The following is a 15,420-nucleotide window of genomic DNA, read 5'->3' as shown; positions in this document are numbered from 1 at the left end:
CGCATCAGTCGTTACCTTACCGAGCGCAGTCAGTTGTTCAGTGCGATTTCCCATGACCTGCGCACGCCGATCACTCGCCTGCGACTGCGGGTCGAACTGCTCGAAGACGAACAACTGCAAACCAAGTTCGGCCGCGATCTTGACGAGCTGGAACTGCTGGTCAAAGGCGCGCTGCAATGCGTGAAAGACACCGACATTCACGAAAACATCGAGCCGGTGGATCTGAACCATGTGCTCGACTGTCTGGTGGAGCCTTATCTGGCGCCCAACGGCAATGGCCGCGTAACCCAGCAGGGACGGGCGCTGGCGGCGTATCCGGGCAAGCCATTGGCGCTCAAGCGCTGCATCGGTAACCTGATCGACAATGCGTTGAAGTACGGGCAGAACGCACACCTGCATATCGATGACGACGAAAGCGCGTTCGTGCTGCACGTCGATGACGAAGGGCCGGGCGTACCGGAGCAGCGGCTGGAGCAGGTGTTTGAACCGCACTTCCGCTTGGCGGGTCAACAGCAGGGATACGGTCTCGGTTTGGGGATCGCCCGCAACATTGCCCATAGCCATGGTGGTGAAGTGACGTTGCAGAACCTGCGTGAGGGCGGGTTGCGCGTGACGCTGCAATTGCCTCGCAGTGCTGACTGACACTGTTTCTGTGGCAAGCTCCCTCGCCACAGATTCCGAGAAACTGTCACCAGATGGTGACAAAACCCGTCCCCTTCGTTACAAGCCAGCCCCGCCCCGTTGTTTAGACTGCCCGCAGTCATAACAACAAAAAAGGCCTTCCATGGATCTCTTCAATCCGGGCTTCAGCAGTTGGCTGAACGCCCCTGCCCACCAGCAATGGCTCGCCGATGAAGGCCTGCGCCTGCTGGCGTTTGCCAAGGCTTCGCGACTGCCCGAAGGCTTCGGCAATCTCGATGAGCGCGGTCGGCTCCAGGTCGGCGCACAAGCCGAAACCATGAACACCGCGCGCATGACCCACAGCTTCGCCATGGCCCACATTCAGGGCCTGCCGGGATTCGCCGAACTGGTTGATCACGGCATTGCGGCATTGCGCGGTCCGTTGCGCGATGCGCTGCACGGTGGCTGGTTCGCCGTCGCCGACCACCGCGACGGCAACACTGGCAAGAACGCTTATCTGCACGCTTTTGTGGCCCTCGCGGCCAGTTCCGCAGTCGTCGCCCAGCGCCCCGGCGCGCAGGCGTTGCTGGATGACGCCGTCGACATCATCGACACCTATTTCTGGAGCGAAGAAGAGGGCGCCATGCGCGAATTCTTCAATCGTGACTGGCGCGAAGAAGAAGCCTATCGCGGCGCCAACAGCAACATGCACGCCACCGAAGCGTTCCTCGCGCTGGCCGATGCCACCGAGGATCCGCGCTGGCTGATGCGTGCGCAGCGCATTGTCGAGCGGGTGATCCACGGTCACGCTGCCGCCAACGATTACCTGGTGATCGAGCATTTCGACCGAAACTGGCAGCCGCTGCGCGAATACAACCATGACAACCCCGCGGACGGTTTCCGCCCCTACGGCACCACGCCGGGCCACGGTTTCGAGTGGGCGCGGCTCTTGCTCCACCTCGAAGCGGCGCGGGTGCAGGCCGGCATGCTCACGCCCGGCTGGCTGGTCACCGATGCGCAGAAACTGTTCGAGCAAAACTGCCGTCATGGCTGGGACGTCGATGGTGCCCCGGGCATCGTCTACACCCTCGACTGGAACAACAAGGCCGTGGTGCGCCATCGCTTGCACTGGACCCACGCCGAAGCCAGCGCCGCCGCCAGTGCCTTGCTCAAACGCACCGGCGATGCGCAGTACGAATCCTGGTACCGGCTATTCTGGGAATTCTGCGAAGCGAATTTCATCGACCGTTGCGACGGCAGCTGGCATCACGAACTCGATCCGCAGAACCGTCCAAGTGCCGATATCTGGGCGGGCAAACCCGATCTGTATCACGCCTGGCAGGCGGTGCTGATTCCGCGTCTGCCGCTGGCGCCGAGCATGGCGACGGCGCTGGCACAGTTGTCCCGGGCCGTTCCTGTGTAACCATGCGGTGACATTTGCGCGTCCCTTCGTTACCTGCGAGGGGAAACGCCCTGTTTAAACTCGTATGCAGCGCAAGCACCAGACTTGCATGCATAACAACAAGAAAGGTACATCTCAGATGAATGCGATTTCTCGCCTCGCTACTGTCATTTCTGTCGCCTCCCTGTTCCCGCTCGCTGTGCTGCCCCTGAGTGTTTCCGCTGCCGAATCCAAAGGTTCGGTGGAAGTCGTGCATTGGTGGACGTCCGGTGGCGAAAAAGCCGCCGTCGATGTGCTCAAGGCACAAGTGGAAAAAGATGGTTTCACCTGGAAAGACGGCGCTGTCGCCGGTGGTGGCGGTGCGACTGCCATGACCGTGCTGAAAAGCCGTGCCGTCGCCGGCAACCCGCCAGGCGTGGCCCAGATCAAAGGCCCCGATATCCAGGAATGGGCGTCCACCGGTCTGCTCGATACGGACGTGCTGAAGGACGTTTCCAAGTCCGAGAAGTGGGACAGCCTGCTCGACAAGAAAGTCTCCGATACCGTGAAGTACGACGGTGATTACGTGGCCGTGCCGGTGAACATTCACCGGGTGAACTGGCTGTGGATCAACCCGGAAGTCTTCAAAAAGGCCGGTATCGCCAAAGCCCCGACCACTCTCGAAGAATTCTACGCCGCCGGTGACAAGCTCAAGGCTGCGGGCTTCATCCCGCTGGCTCACGGCGGACAGCCTTGGCAGGACAGCACCGTGTTCGAAGCGGTCGTGCTGTCGGTGATGGGCGTTGATGGTTACAAGAAAGCCCTGGTCGATCTGGACAACGCTGCCCTGACCGGTCCGGAAATGGTCAAGGCCCTGACCGAGCTGAAGAAAGTCGCGACCTACATGGACGTCGACGGCAAAGGCCAGGACTGGAACCTGGAAGCGGCCAAGGTCATCAACGGCAAGGCCGGCATGCAGATCATGGGTGACTGGGCCAAGTCCGAATGGACCGCCGCCAAGAAAGTCGCCGGCAAGGATTACGAGTGCGTAGCCTTCCCGGGCACCGACAAGGCATTCACCTACAACATCGACTCCCTGGCCGTGTTCAAGCAGAAGGACGCGGGCACCGCGGCCGGTCAGCAGGACATCGCCAAAGTCGTGCTGGGTGAAAACTTCCAGAAGGTCTTCAGCATCAACAAGGGCTCGATCCCGGTGCGTAACGACATGCTCGCCGACATGGGCAAGTACGGTTTCGACTCCTGCGCCCAGACCGCTGCCAAGGACTTCCTGGCAGACGCCAAGACCGGCGGCCTGCAGCCGAGCATGGCGCACAACATGGCGACCACGCTGGCGGTACAGGGTGCGTTCTTCGATGTCGTGACCAACTACATCAACGATCCGAAAGCCGACCCGGCCGACGCTGCCAAGAAACTCGGCACTGCCGTCAAGGCTGCCAAGTAACACCGGCGTAGAGCAGCTGCCAGCTTCAAGTCGCGCATCGGCTTGAGGCTGGGAGCTCGCAGCGGTCCTTCATCTTTTTTACTGGATCTTCCCATGAGTTCTGTTGCTGTGTTCAGCAAGGCCTCGCCATTCGACGCATTGCAGCGCTGGCTACCGAAACTGGTGCTGGCGCCGAGCATGTTCATCGTTCTGGTGGGCTTCTATGGCTATATCCTCTGGACGTTTGTCCTGTCGTTCACCTCGTCGACCTTCCTGCCGAACTACAAGTGGGCAGGGCTGGCGCAGTATGCACGGCTGTTCGACAACGACCGCTGGTGGGTGGCGAGCAAGAACCTGGCCGTGTTCGGCGGCATGTTCATCGCCATCACCCTGGTGATCGGCGTGACGCTGGCGATTTTCCTCGACCAGAGAATCCGTCGCGAAGGCTTTATCCGCACCATTTACCTGTACCCGATGGCGCTCTCGATGATCGTCACCGGTACCGCGTGGAAATGGCTGCTCAACCCGGGCATGGGCCTGGACAAATTGCTGCGGGACTGGGGCTGGGAAGGCTTCCGTCTCGATTGGCTGATCGACCCGGATCGTGTGGTGTATTGCCTGGTGATCGCGGCGGTCTGGCAAGCCTCGGGTTTCATCATGGCCATGTTCCTCGCCGGTCTGCGTGGCGTTGATCAGTCGATCATCCGTGCCGCCCAGATCGACGGCGCGAGCATGCCGCACATTTACTGGAAAGTGGTGCTGCCAAGCCTGCGTCCGGTGTTCTTCAGTGCGGTGATGATTCTGGCGCACATTGCGATCAAGAGCTTCGACCTGGTGGCGGCCATGACGGCCGGCGGTCCGGGTTACTCCTCCGACCTGCCGGCGATGTTCATGTACTCGTTCACGTTCAGCCGTGGGCAGATGGGCATGGGCTCGGCCAGTGCAATCCTGATGCTCGGTGCGATCCTCGCGATCATCGTGCCTTACCTGTACTCCGAGCTGAGGACCAAGCGTCATGACTAGTCTCGCTGCCAAACCTTCCGTCAGCCTGAGTCGCATCGCGATCTACGCGGTGCTGATCCTTGCGGTCCTGCTGTATCTGGTGCCGCTGGTGGTCATGCTGTTGACCAGCTTCAAGACCCCGGAAGACATCTCCACCGGCAACCTGCTGAGCTGGCCGACCGTGGTCAGCGGCATCGGCTGGGTGAAAGCCTGGGCCACCGTTGACGGTTACTTCTGGAACTCGATTAAGATCACCGTTCCGGCCGTGATCATCTCCACTGCCATCGGTGCGTTGAACGGCTACGTGCTGTCGTTCTGGCGCTTCAAGGGTTCGCAGCTGTTCTTCGGCCTGCTGCTGTTCGGCTGCTTCCTGCCGTTCCAGACCGTGCTGCTGCCGGCGTCGTTCACCCTCGGCAAGATGGGCCTGGCGAGCACCACCACGGGCCTGGTGTTCGTGCATGTGGTTTACGGGCTGGCGTTCACCACGCTGTTTTTCCGTAACTACTACGTGAGCATTCCGGATGCGCTGATCAAGGCTGCGCGGCTGGACGGCGCAGGATTCTTCACCATCTTCCGCCGGATCATCCTGCCGATGTCGACCCCGATCATCATGGTCTGCCTGATCTGGCAGTTCACCCAGATCTGGAACGACTTCCTGTTCGGCGTGGTGTTCTCCAGCGGTGATTCGCAACCGATCACGGTGGCGCTGAACAACCTGGTCAACACCAGCACCGGGGCCAAGGAATACAACGTGGACATGGCGGCGGCGATGATCGCCGGGCTGCCGACCCTGCTGGTCTATGTGGTCGCAGGCAAGTATTTCGTGCGCGGGCTGACGGCCGGCGCAGTCAAGGGGTAATCATGGCTACGCTCGAACTTCGCAATGTAAACAAGACCTACGGTGCCGGCCTGCCGGACACCCTGAAGAACATCGAACTGTCGATCAAGGACGGTGAGTTCCTGATCCTTGTCGGGCCGTCGGGCTGCGGCAAGTCGACCCTGATGAACTGCATCGCCGGCCTGGAAACCATCACCGGCGGCGCGATCATGATCGGTGACCAGGACGTCAGCGGCATGAGCCCGAAAGATCGCGACATCGCCATGGTGTTCCAGTCCTACGCGCTGTACCCGACCATGAGCGTGCGCGAGAACATCGAGTTCGGTCTGAAGATCCGCAAGATGCCCCAATCGGCCATCGACGAAGAAGTCGCCCGGGTGGCCAAGCTGCTGCAGATCGAGCACCTGCTCAATCGCAAGCCGGGCCAGCTCTCCGGTGGCCAGCAACAGCGTGTCGCCATGGGCCGTGCGCTGGCGCGTCGCCCGAAGATTTATCTGTTTGACGAACCGCTGTCCAACCTCGATGCCAAGCTGCGCGTCGAGATGCGCACCGAAATGAAACTGATGCACCAGCGTCTGAAAACCACCACGGTCTACGTGACCCACGACCAGATCGAAGCGATGACCCTGGGCGACAAAGTGGCGGTGATGAAGGACGGCATCATCCAGCAGTTCGGTACGCCGAAGGAGATCTACAACGACCCGGCCAACCTGTTCGTGGCGAGCTTCATCGGTTCGCCGCCGATGAACTTCATCCCGCTGCGCCTGCAACGCAAGGACGGTCGTCTGGTGGCGCTGCTTGACAGCGGCCAGGCCCGTTGCGAACTGCCGATGGCGATGCAGGACGCCGGTCTCGAAGACCGCGAAGTGATCCTTGGCCTGCGTCCGGAGCAGATCGCGCTGGCCAATGGCGAAGGCAACGGCCTGCCGAGCATCAAGGCTGAAGTGCAGGTTACCGAACCGACCGGTCCGGACACCCTGGTGTTCGTCAACCTCAACGAGACCAAGGTCTGCTGCCGACTGGCGCCGGACGTGGCGCCGCAGGTGGGCGAGACCCTGACCCTGCAATTCGATCCGTCGAAAGTGCTGCTGTTCGATGCCAACAGCGGCGAGCGTCTGGGGGTGGCGGGGCATTCTCGGGTCGAAGCACGATCTGCAAACGTGGCGCAGTTCAAAGGGCGCTGAGGGTCAAAGAGTGTGGGAGCGAGCCTGCTCGCGAAGGCGGAATATCAGTCGACTGAGATGTCGGAAGTAAAACCGCTATCGCGAGCAGGCTCGCTCCCACAGGGGAGCACGCGGTGTATTGCCTGCAATCCATCGCACGTTATGTAAACCGCGTTGGAAAAAAACAGTTAATAACAATAAAGACGAGGATGTAGGGATGAAAAAGAAACACGTCAATGCCCGGTTGATCTGCCAAGTGTCAGCCGCGGCCGCATTGGTCATGGCCGGCAATGCCATGGCCGCCGATGCATTCAGCTCCGATTCCAAATGGATGACGGGCGACTGGGGTGGCGAGCGGACCAAATTGATCGAGCAAGGCATCGACATCAAGGCTGACTACGTCGGTGAGATGGGCGCCAACCTGCATGGCGGTTACAACGACGACAAGACCGGCCGCTACAGCGACCAGTTCGGTCTGGGCGTGGCTCTGGACCTGCAGAAACTCTGGGGCTGGGACAACACTCAGGCCAAGATCCAGCTGACCAACCGTAACGGTCAGAACATTTCCAACGATCGCGTTGGCGATCCGCGTGCCGGCACCCTGTCTTCCTCGCAGGAAGTCTACGGTCGTGGCCACATGGTGCGTCTGACCCAACTGTGGATTCAGCACCAGTTCTTCGACAACAAGCTCGACGTCAAGGCCGGTTACTTCGGTGAGGGCGAAGACTTCAATACCTTCCCGTGCGACTTCCAGAACCTGGCGTTCTGCGGCTCGCAGGTCGGTAACTGGGCGACCAACATCTGGTACAACTGGCCCGTCAGCCAGGCCGCGATCCGCGTGAAATACAACATCAACGACGAGCTCTACGCGCAGATCGGCGCGTACAACCAGAACCCGTCGCAGCTGGAGCACGGCAACGGCTTCAAACTCAGCGGCAGCGGCACCAAAGGTACCGTGCTGCCGGTCGAGCTGGTCTGGTCGCCGAAGGTCAACAGCCTGCCGGGCGAATACCGTGTGGGTTACTACAAGAGCACGGCCGATGCCGCCGATGTTCGTGAAGACATCAACGGCAACGACGCCGCGACCACCGGTAATGCCTACCGCACCCACAGCAGCAAGCACGGCTACTGGTTCGTTGCGCAACAGCAACTCACCAGCCACAACGGCGACGCTTCCCGTGGTCTGAATATTGCGGCCAACGCCACGTTCCACGACAAGGACACCAACTTCATCGACAACTACCAGTCGGTGATGTTTGTCTACAAAGGCCCGTTCGACGCCCGTCCGAAGGATGACGTCGGTATTGGTGCGGCGCGTATCCACGTCAACGACGACGTGAAGAAAAACGCCGAGCTGCTGAACGTCTCCAACGGTGTTTCGGACTACGACAATCCGGTGTTCTCGCCGATTCGCGAGACCGAATACAACTACGAGATCAACTACGGCTTCCACGTCACCAACTGGCTGACCGTGCGTCCTAACCTGCAATACATCACTCACCCGGGTGGTGTGGATGAAGTGGACAACGCTTTGGTCGCTGGCCTGAAAATTCAGTCTACGTTCTAACGCTGTTGCGATAAGCTCCTCTCCATGTGCGCATATTTGCGGACGGCCAAGGCTGTCCGCTTTTTTTTGAGGGCGGCGCAGCCCTGTGAAAGACGAGTTCAGGACCGTGGCAAATGCATGAGCATCCGCTGCAACGCTTTTTCAAATCCTTGCGCGAACGACCGGTGTTCGCCTGGGAGCGCTATCAGATGCGCGATGTGCTGGTGATCGACCATCCGCTGTGTCAGGCGGTGTTCAGTCGTCAGGGGGCGCAATTGCTGCACTTTCAGCCGCGCGGGCAAAAGCCGTGGTTGTGGTGCGCGGCGAAGTGGCCGCATGTCGGCGCGATTCGCGGCGGCGTACCGGTGTGCTGGCCATGGTATGGCCGCCATCCGAGCGAAAATGCATGGCCGTCCCACGGCTGGGCGCGGCTGCTGGACTGGAAACTGCTCGATAGCAGCACCGCCGACGACGGCGTACGCCTGCACTGGCAGTTGCAGCTGTGTGACTGGCAGGTGGACCTGCACGCGCACCTGGGCGAACGCATGGAATTGCACCTGAGTACCGAGCATCAGGACGACATGCCGTGCCAGTTGAGCCAGGCTTTGCACGCTTACTGGCGTATTGGCGACGTGAGTGAGATAGCGCTGTCTGGGCTCGAAGGGGCGCAGGGTTACGATCAGTTGAACCGTGAAGTCTGCCAACAGGAAGGTGAGTTGCGGGTCGATGGCGGGTGTCAGCGCGTGTTCCAGCACGACGGCGAATTGCAACTCAAGGATCACGCCTGGCAGCGTGAATTGTGCATCGATACCGGTGACAGTGCGGACACGGTGGTGTGGCATCCGGGGGCGCGGCCGTTGCTGGGCGTGACCTGGGATGAGGTCTCGGAATTTGTCTGTGTCGAAGCGGCGGCGGGGGGTACCGACAGCCTGCATCTGGCGCCGGGGGAGAAGGCGCACTTGAGTTTGCAGGCGTGGGCGGGGGCTTAGTGATCGTTCCCACGCATAGCGTGAGAACGATCAACGATTCATCAGGCCTCAGTTGAACTCGTCACCCACCGGATACCGGCTCGCATTCAAACTCTCTTTGATCTTGCGCAGATGCGGCTGGAAATCCACCCCGCGACGCAAGGTCATCCCCGTCGCCAGCACATCCAGCACCGTCAACTGAATGATCCGCGAAGTCATCGGCATGTAAATGTCGGTGTCTTCCGGCAGCGGAATGTTCAGGCTCAGGGTGCTGGCCTTGGCCAGTGGCGAGTTCTCGGCGGTCAGGCCCAGCACCGAGGCGCCGTTCTCCCGGGCGATGCGCGCCACTTCCACCAGCTCTCGGGTACGCCCGGTGTAGGAAATGATCACGAACAGCTCGCCGGTGTGCGCCACCGAAGCAATCATGCGTTGCATCAGCACATCGGCGTGGGCGGTGACCGCCAGGTTGAAGCGGAAGAACTTGTGCTGCGCATCCAAAGCCACCGGGGCCGAGGCGCCGAGGCCGAAGAAGTGGATCTGCCGGGCCTGGATCAACAGGTCGACGGCGCGGCTGATCAAGTTCGGGTCGAGCGCCTGGCAAGCGCTGTCCAGCGAAGCGATGGCGCTGCCGAAAATCTTTTGAGTGTAAGCCTCGGGATTGTCGTCGGCTTCCACTGCGCGGCTGACGTAAGCCGCGCCGCTGGCCAGGCTCTGGGCCAGTTGCAGCTTGAGTTCGGGGTAGCCGCTGACGCCAAACGAACGGCAGAAACGGTTGACGGTCGGTTCACTGACAGAAGCGGCCTGGGCGAGGGCGGCGATGCTGAAGCGGGTGGCCTGCTGTGGGTTGAGCAGGATCACTTCGGCGACTTTGCGTTCGGCCTTGTTCAGCTCTTCAAGGCGACTCTGGATCTGTTCCAGTAAATTTCGCACGCGGTCCATATGGATTTCCTGAGATTCACCGGCGCCGATAAGCGCGCGGCCTTGCAAATTGGGCCTTTGATGAGGCCCGTGACGGTGGCCTATCCTACTGATGGCTCCGATCGACCACCACTCGGAATCTGTATTTTGAGAAAATGTTGTGGTTATTACTACATTTTCCCTTGAGTGATACCTTGAAAAAAGGTATTTGTAGCTTAACTTGATAAAAGAACAAACATCATGCCTTCGATTACGGTTGAACCGTGCACCTTCGCCTTGTTCGGCGCCTTGGGCGATCTGGCCCTGCGCAAGCTGTTTCCTGCCCTTTATCACCTGGATGGCGCCGGCCTGCTGCATGAGGACACGCGTATTATCGCGCTGGCCCGTGAAGAGGGTACCGAGCAGCAGCACCTGGCATTCATTGCCGCCGAACTGCGCCGCTACGTGGGCAAGGAGCTGGACGAGGCCGTGGCCGAGCGTTTTCTCGCTCGCCTGACCTACCTGCACGTCGACTTCCTCAAGGCTGAAGATTATGTGGCGCTGGCCGAGCTGGTCGGCAACACGCAACGCATGATTGCTTACTTCGCCACTCCGGCGGCGGTGTACGGCGCGATCTGCGAGAACCTGGCGAACGTCGGTCTGGCGGAAAACACCCGCGTGGTGCTGGAAAAACCGATCGGCTCGGACCTGGAATCCTCGCGCAAGGTCAACGACGCCGTGGCGCAGTTCTTCCCGGAGAACCGCACCTACCGCATCGACCATTACCTGGGCAAAGAGACGGTGCAAAACCTGATCGCCCTGCGGTTCGCCAACAGCCTGTTCGAGACCCAGTGGAACCAGAATTACATCTCCCACGTGGAAATCACCGTGGCCGAGAAGGTCGGCATCGAAGGTCGCTGGGGCTATTTCGACAAGGCCGGCCAACTGCGTGACATGATCCAGAACCATCTGCTGCAACTGCTTTGCCTGATCGCCATGGACCCGCCGGCCGACCTGTCCGCCGACAGCATCCGTGATGAAAAAGTCAAAGTGCTCAAGGCCCTGGCACCGATCAGCCCGGAAGGCCTGACCACTCAGGTGGTGCGCGGGCAGTACATCGCCGGGCACAGCGAAGGCAAGTCCGTACCGGGCTACCTCGAAGAGCCGAATTCCAATACCCAGAGCGATACCGAAACCTTCGTCGCCCTGCGTGCCGACATCCGCAACTGGCGCTGGGCCGGTGTGCCGTTCTACCTGCGCACCGGCAAGCGCATGCCGCAGAAGCTGTCGCAGATTGTCATTCACTTCAAGGAACCGTCGCACTACATCTTCGCCCCGGAGCAGCGCCTGCAGATCAGCAACAAACTGATCATCCGCCTGCAACCGGACGAAGGCATTTCCCTGCGTGTGATGACCAAGGATCAGGGCCTCGACAAGGGCATGCAGCTGCGCAGTGGTCCGTTGCAACTGAATTTCTCCGACACCTGGCGCAGCGCGCGGATTCCCGATGCCTACGAGCGGTTGTTGCTGGAAGTGATGAACGGCAATCAGAACCTGTTTGTCCGTAAAGATGAAATCGAAGCCGCGTGGAAATGGTGCGACCAGTTGATCGCCGGGTGGAAGAAATCCGGTGATGCGCCCAAGCCGTATGCGGCCGGGTCGTGGGGGCCGATGAGCTCCATTGCACTGATCACGCGGGACGGGAGGTCGTGGTATGGCGATATCTGATGTGAAACTGCCCGAGGGCGTGAATGCCCATGAATTCAAGAGCCCGGTGCTGCTCGCCGAAGGCCTGGCGCTGAATGTCGCCAAGCAGTTGAGCGAGGCGTTGGCAGCGCGCGGCAATGCTGTGTTGGTGGTGTCCGGCGGTCGCAGCCCGGTGGCGTTTTTCCAGCACCTGGCCAAGCAGGAGCTGGACTGGTCGAAGGTTGTCGTGACCCTGGCCGACGAGCGCTGGGTGCCGGTGGAACACGCCGACAGCAACGCCGGTCTGCTCAAGCAGTATCTGCTCAAGGGCCCGGCAGCCAAGGCGCAGTTCCTCAGCCTCTACAGTGCGGCGGCCAACGTCGAGCAGGCTGCCGAGCACGCCGATCGGTTGCTCGCCGAGTTGCCCCCCATCGACGTGCTTGTGCTGGGCATGGGCGATGACGGCCATACCGCGTCGTTGTTCCCGAACAGTCCGAACCTGGCTGAAGCTCTGCAAGCCGATGGCACTCGTCGTTGCTGGTCGATGCTGGCGCCGAGTGTGCCGCGTCAACGCCTGACCATGAGCCGGGCACTGCTGGCTTCGGCGAAGCACAAGATTCTGTCGATTTCCGGTCAGTCGAAACTGACCACCCTGAATGCCGCACTGGCATCCAGCGACGTCGCCACCATGCCGGTTCGCGCGTTTCTGCAACCCACGCTAGAGATTTACTGGTGCCCATGAGCCAAGGAACAGCCGCTATGACAACCCCATCCCCGACCGTTTCCATGGCGGACAAAGTTGCCCTGATCGACAGCCTCTGCGCCAAGGCGCGGATCCTGCCGGTGATCACCATCGCCCGTGAACAGGACGTGCTGCCGCTGGCCGATGCCCTGGCCGCCGGTGGCCTGACCGCACTGGAAGTGACCCTGCGCTCGCAGTTCGGCCTCAAGGCGATCCAGATCCTGCGCGAACAGCGCCCGGAACTGGTGACCGGTGCCGGCACCGTACTCGACCGCAACATGCTGGCCGCTGCCGAAGCGGCCGGTTCGCAATTCATCGTCACCCCGGGCATCACCCGTGACCTGCTGGAAGCCAGCGTTGAAAGCCCGATCCCGCTGTTGCCCGGCATCAGCAACGCCTCCGGCATCATGGAAGGTTATGGTCTGGGGTATCGCCGCTTCAAGCTGTTCCCGGCTGAAGTCAGCGGTGGCGTGGCGGCCATCAAGGCCCTCGGCGGCCCGTTCGGCGAAGTGAAATTTTGCCCGACCGGTGGCGTGGGACCGGCCAACATCAAGAGCTACATGGCGCTGAAAAACGTCATGTGCGTGGGCGGTAGCTGGATGCTTGATCCCGAGTGGATCAAGAACGGCGACTGGGCCCGCATTCAGGAATGCACCGCCGAGGCGCTGGCGCTGCTGGACTGATCGCTTCATCCGACACTTCGTTGTGTGTTCTACGGCTTTACGGTGCGCTTGGTCGGTGCACCGTTTTTTTTTGCCCGGGAAAAGTCTGCGGCGACATTGCGCGATACATAGTTATCGCACGACGACTTTTTCATGGCGCTAACCTGCGTTTTTCTTATGGAAGAGAGAACGCATCATGGATCATCAGCCGTCAGCGCCACCCGTCTATCAACTGGCCCCCGAGCAAGTCGCCGGGCCGTATTTTCGCAATCCCAGACTGTTGCGCCGTAACATCAGCGAAGGTGCCGAGGGCTTGCCTTTGCTGTTGCGCCTGACCATCGTCGATGCCATGACCGGCGAGCCGGTCAGCGGCGCGCTGGTGGATATCTGGCACTGCAATGCTCGAGGGGCCTATTCGGGCTGGAGCCGGATCAATCCGGATCAGGAAGTCGATGTCGAGGAGATCGGCTCCATCCCGCGAACCGACGATGACACCTACCTGCGTGGCGGCCAGTTCAGCGATCACAAGGGCAGGGTGCGATTCACCACGATCTATCCGGGGTTCTATGCCGGGCGGGCGTTGCATATTCATGTGGCGGTGCGCATCGTTGCCGGCAGCGAATACCTGGACGAACGCAATGTGGCCTGGGTCGGGCAGCTGTACTTTCCCGAAGTCGTCTCGCGTTCGGTACTCAATGCCAGGGCCTATCGCGGGCGGGCGTCCTCGCCGCTGAACAATTGCCAGGACCACTACTACACCCGGATGGGCGGAGAAGCCTCGACGCTGACGGTCTGGCCGATCAGCCGCGACTCCCATGAGGACGGTTTCTTCGGTCATCTCACGATCGGCATCGACACCTTTGCGGTGTCGTCGCAGATCAAGCCCGAGGACTTCGACAAGTACACGGTTTAGCGTAGTTCGTCGAGTGCACGGATCAGCAATTGGATTTCCGCGGCCGTAGTGGTCAGCGCCGGTGTGATGCGTATGCACGGCCCGCACGCTGCGCCGTGGCGTACGACGGTAAACAGGTTGAACTCGCCGAGCAGGCGATCGACCATCGCCTGCTGGTCGGCATGCCGGGTAAAGCGTATCGAGGTGATGCCGCAGTACAGACGCGGATCGTCCGGGGTGGTGACCTCGATGCCCGGCAGGTTGCGCACGGCGCTGACCCACAGGTTGCGCAGGTAGTTCAACCGTGCGCCCTTGGCCGCCGCACCGCCCAGTGCACGGTGCTCCTCGAACACCAGCGGCAGGGTCATCAGCGCCGGAATGTTCGGTGTACTGTGGGGCGTGCGGGATCGGATGTCGTTGAGCGGGAAATGCATCTCGCCCATGTCCGGGTCGATGTCGGCCAGACGTTGCGGGGCTATATACAGAAAACCCAGAGTCAGCGGCGAGCCGATCCATTTGTGCAGGTTGTACCCGGCGAAGGCAATGCCCAGTGCATCCAGGTCAAACTCGATCTGGCCGAGGGCATGGGCGCCATCGAGGATGATGTCGACGCCATGCTCTCTGGCGAGCGAGGCAATGGCCTGCACCGGCATTACCAGTCCGGTGCGGTGGGTGACGTGAGTCAGCGCCATCAGCTTGAGTTTCGGATGACGGATGAAGGTTTCGCGGTAGGTTGCCAGCAAGCTTTCGAAACTGGCCGGGTGCGAGTGCTCGATCTCGATCACTTCGACCCCGCGATGGCGCGCCAGCCAGCGCATGGCGCTCTTGACCGTGTCGTATTCCAGGTCGCAGATCAGTACCTGATCGCCCGGTTGCAAGCGGTTGTAGTTGCGGATCAGCGATTGCAGGCCGGCGGTGGCGTTGTGGGTGAAAGCGATGCTTTGTGCGCGCACGCCAATCATCTCGGCCAGTTGCGCGCGGATGTCGAGGCCGTCGTGCTGTTCGAAACGCTGGCGCACGTAGATCGAATTGCTGTTGTTGATCAACTCGATGTGGCGCTGGTAGTCCTCGACCACTGTGCGTGACATGCGTCCGAAGTAACCGTTTTCCAGATTCACGGGGCCGGGGTGGCGATCGTAACGGTCGGCGAAAGTTTGCCAGAAGGCTTCGTCTCGGGCACGGCGGGTGTTATCGGGCATGGTCGGTTCGGCTCAGGAAGCGCCTCAGTGGCGCGGGGCGGGTTTGCCGTGTTTGGCGCGCAACGGTTCAAGCAGTTCCGACAGTCCGTTGTGATCGATCTCATGCATCAGTGCCAGCAGGCCGCCGAGTTCGCCACCGGGGAATCCTTCCCGGGCAAACCAGTTCAGGTAAGGGCCCGGGAGGTCGGCAATGATCCGCCCTTTGTACTTGCCGAAGGGCATTTCGCGGGTGATCAGCAACTCGAGTTTTTCAGGATTCATCAAAGCGATCGTCTGGATTCGAAACAGTCTGGAAAATACAGGCATTCTGCATGCAGGCCAAATGACAAATCATGCAAAAAACAAGCATACAGATTTTCTATTTATTCATAACTTATTGAAA

Annotated in this window: 15 protein-coding genes; 12 read left to right on the top strand and 3 right to left on the bottom strand. The window is 60.7% G+C overall.

Annotated elements, in window-relative coordinates:
* The 8 genes from ACK6BI_RS11645 to ACK6BI_RS11610 form a co-directional block, all read left to right on the top strand.
* The coding region (locus ACK6BI_RS11645; protein WP_409317171.1) for a sensor histidine kinase at positions 1-642 on the top strand (642 nt) is incomplete at its 5' end.
* Between the two features lie 142 nt (positions 643-784).
* A complete protein-coding gene (locus tag ACK6BI_RS11640; RefSeq protein WP_409317170.1) occupies positions 785-2,044 on the top strand; it encodes an AGE family epimerase/isomerase in 1,260 nt (419 codons plus the stop codon).
* A 118-nt stretch (positions 2,045-2,162) separates the two neighbouring features.
* Positions 2,163-3,464: an ABC transporter substrate-binding protein gene (locus ACK6BI_RS11635; RefSeq protein WP_260520694.1), complete on the top strand. Its 1,302-nt coding sequence runs from the start codon at positions 2,163-2,165 to the stop codon at positions 3,462-3,464.
* Positions 3,465-3,557: 93 nt separating this feature from the next.
* Positions 3,558-4,466: a carbohydrate ABC transporter permease gene (locus ACK6BI_RS11630; protein ID WP_065258491.1), complete on the top strand. Its 909-nt coding sequence runs from the start codon at positions 3,558-3,560 to the stop codon at positions 4,464-4,466.
* Complete coding sequence (locus ACK6BI_RS11625) at positions 4,459-5,304, top strand: carbohydrate ABC transporter permease (RefSeq protein ID WP_409317169.1); 846 nt, start codon at positions 4,459-4,461, stop codon at positions 5,302-5,304. Before ACK6BI_RS11630 ends, ACK6BI_RS11625 begins: the two co-directional genes overlap by 8 nt.
* Positions 5,305-5,306: 2 nt before the next feature.
* Entirely contained in the window at positions 5,307-6,467 is a 1,161-nt protein-coding gene (locus tag ACK6BI_RS11620; RefSeq protein WP_065258489.1) for an ABC transporter ATP-binding protein, read from the top strand.
* A 196-nt stretch (positions 6,468-6,663) separates the two neighbouring features.
* Entirely contained in the window at positions 6,664-8,013 is a 1,350-nt protein-coding gene (locus ACK6BI_RS11615) for a carbohydrate porin (protein WP_065258488.1), read from the top strand.
* Positions 8,014-8,126: 113 nt separating this feature from the next.
* Complete coding sequence (locus tag ACK6BI_RS11610; protein ID WP_409317168.1) at positions 8,127-8,981, top strand: D-hexose-6-phosphate mutarotase; 855 nt, start codon at positions 8,127-8,129, stop codon at positions 8,979-8,981.
* A gap of 48 nt (positions 8,982-9,029) precedes the next feature.
* Here ACK6BI_RS11610 and ACK6BI_RS11605 read toward each other — a convergent pair whose 3' ends face one another.
* Positions 9,030-9,890 (bottom strand): MurR/RpiR family transcriptional regulator, encoded by an 861-nt coding sequence (locus tag ACK6BI_RS11605; protein WP_169842436.1) that lies wholly within the window; start codon positions 9,888-9,890, stop codon positions 9,030-9,032.
* A gap of 228 nt (positions 9,891-10,118) precedes the next feature.
* On the opposite strand from ACK6BI_RS11605, the gene zwf reads away from it, so the two are divergent.
* The 4 genes from zwf (at position 10,119) to ACK6BI_RS11585 (ending at position 13,860) form a co-directional block, all read left to right on the top strand.
* Positions 10,119-11,585: a glucose-6-phosphate dehydrogenase gene (zwf, locus tag ACK6BI_RS11600; RefSeq protein WP_409317167.1), complete on the top strand. Its 1,467-nt coding sequence runs from the start codon at positions 10,119-10,121 to the stop codon at positions 11,583-11,585.
* The gene (pgl, locus tag ACK6BI_RS11595; RefSeq protein ID WP_409317166.1) at positions 11,572-12,285 is read left to right on the top strand and encodes a 6-phosphogluconolactonase; all 714 of its coding nucleotides are present in this window, start codon (positions 11,572-11,574) and stop codon (positions 12,283-12,285) included. The genes zwf and pgl overlap by 14 nt, the downstream gene beginning before the upstream one ends.
* A 17-nt stretch (positions 12,286-12,302) precedes the next feature.
* Positions 12,303-12,968, top strand: coding sequence for a bifunctional 4-hydroxy-2-oxoglutarate aldolase/2-dehydro-3-deoxy-phosphogluconate aldolase (locus tag ACK6BI_RS11590; RefSeq protein WP_011335602.1), 666 nt, complete (start codon positions 12,303-12,305; stop codon positions 12,966-12,968).
* A 175-nt stretch (positions 12,969-13,143) separates the two neighbouring features.
* On the top strand, positions 13,144-13,860 hold the full coding sequence (locus ACK6BI_RS11585) for an intradiol ring-cleavage dioxygenase (RefSeq protein WP_409317165.1): 717 nt from the start codon (positions 13,144-13,146) through the stop codon (positions 13,858-13,860).
* Here the strand turns inward: ACK6BI_RS11585 and ACK6BI_RS11580 are convergent.
* Positions 13,857-15,038, bottom strand: coding sequence for an aminotransferase class V-fold PLP-dependent enzyme (locus ACK6BI_RS11580; RefSeq protein WP_409317164.1), 1,182 nt, complete (start codon positions 15,036-15,038; stop codon positions 13,857-13,859). The two genes, ACK6BI_RS11585 and ACK6BI_RS11580, sit on opposite strands and share 4 nt — an antisense overlap.
* A gap of 24 nt (positions 15,039-15,062) precedes the next feature.
* Positions 15,063-15,299: a DUF3820 family protein gene (locus ACK6BI_RS11575; RefSeq protein ID WP_409317163.1), complete on the bottom strand. Its 237-nt coding sequence runs from the start codon at positions 15,297-15,299 to the stop codon at positions 15,063-15,065.
* Between the last annotated feature and the right edge of the window lie 121 nt (positions 15,300-15,420).

The sequence above is a fragment of the Pseudomonas sp. KCJK9016 genome (genome assembly GCF_046231795.1).
Taxonomy (GTDB): Bacteria; Pseudomonadota; Gammaproteobacteria; order Pseudomonadales; family Pseudomonadaceae; genus Aquipseudomonas; species Aquipseudomonas bananamidigenes.
The sequence above is the reverse complement of the archived record's forward strand: the minus strand, read 5'-3'. Positions and strand labels throughout refer to the sequence as shown.

What these genes read in the sequence shown, in the direction of transcription:
- pgl (WP_409317166.1), top strand. Translation starts at nt 11,572, where the DNA reads ATGGCGATATCTGATGTGAAACTGCCCGAGGGCGTGAATGCCCATGAA.
- ACK6BI_RS11585 (WP_409317165.1), top strand. Translation starts at nt 13,144, where the DNA reads ATGGATCATCAGCCGTCAGCGCCACCCGTCTATCAACTGGCCCCCGAG.
- ACK6BI_RS11615 (WP_065258488.1), top strand. Translation starts at nt 6,664, where the DNA reads ATGAAAAAGAAACACGTCAATGCCCGGTTGATCTGCCAAGTGTCAGCC.
- zwf (WP_409317167.1), top strand. Translation starts at nt 10,119, where the DNA reads ATGCCTTCGATTACGGTTGAACCGTGCACCTTCGCCTTGTTCGGCGCC.
- ACK6BI_RS11610 (WP_409317168.1), top strand. Translation starts at nt 8,127, where the DNA reads ATGCATGAGCATCCGCTGCAACGCTTTTTCAAATCCTTGCGCGAACGA.
- ACK6BI_RS11580 (WP_409317164.1), bottom strand. Translation starts at nt 15,038, where the DNA reads ATGCCCGATAACACCCGCCGTGCCCGAGACGAAGCCTTCTGGCAAACT.
- ACK6BI_RS11575 (WP_409317163.1), bottom strand. Translation starts at nt 15,299, where the DNA reads ATGAATCCTGAAAAACTCGAGTTGCTGATCACCCGCGAAATGCCCTTC.
- ACK6BI_RS11590 (WP_011335602.1), top strand. Translation starts at nt 12,303, where the DNA reads ATGACAACCCCATCCCCGACCGTTTCCATGGCGGACAAAGTTGCCCTG.
- ACK6BI_RS11630 (WP_065258491.1), top strand. Translation starts at nt 3,558, where the DNA reads ATGAGTTCTGTTGCTGTGTTCAGCAAGGCCTCGCCATTCGACGCATTG.
- ACK6BI_RS11625 (WP_409317169.1), top strand. Translation starts at nt 4,459, where the DNA reads ATGACTAGTCTCGCTGCCAAACCTTCCGTCAGCCTGAGTCGCATCGCG.
- ACK6BI_RS11640 (WP_409317170.1), top strand. Translation starts at nt 785, where the DNA reads ATGGATCTCTTCAATCCGGGCTTCAGCAGTTGGCTGAACGCCCCTGCC.
- ACK6BI_RS11635 (WP_260520694.1), top strand. Translation starts at nt 2,163, where the DNA reads ATGAATGCGATTTCTCGCCTCGCTACTGTCATTTCTGTCGCCTCCCTG.
- ACK6BI_RS11620 (WP_065258489.1), top strand. Translation starts at nt 5,307, where the DNA reads ATGGCTACGCTCGAACTTCGCAATGTAAACAAGACCTACGGTGCCGGC.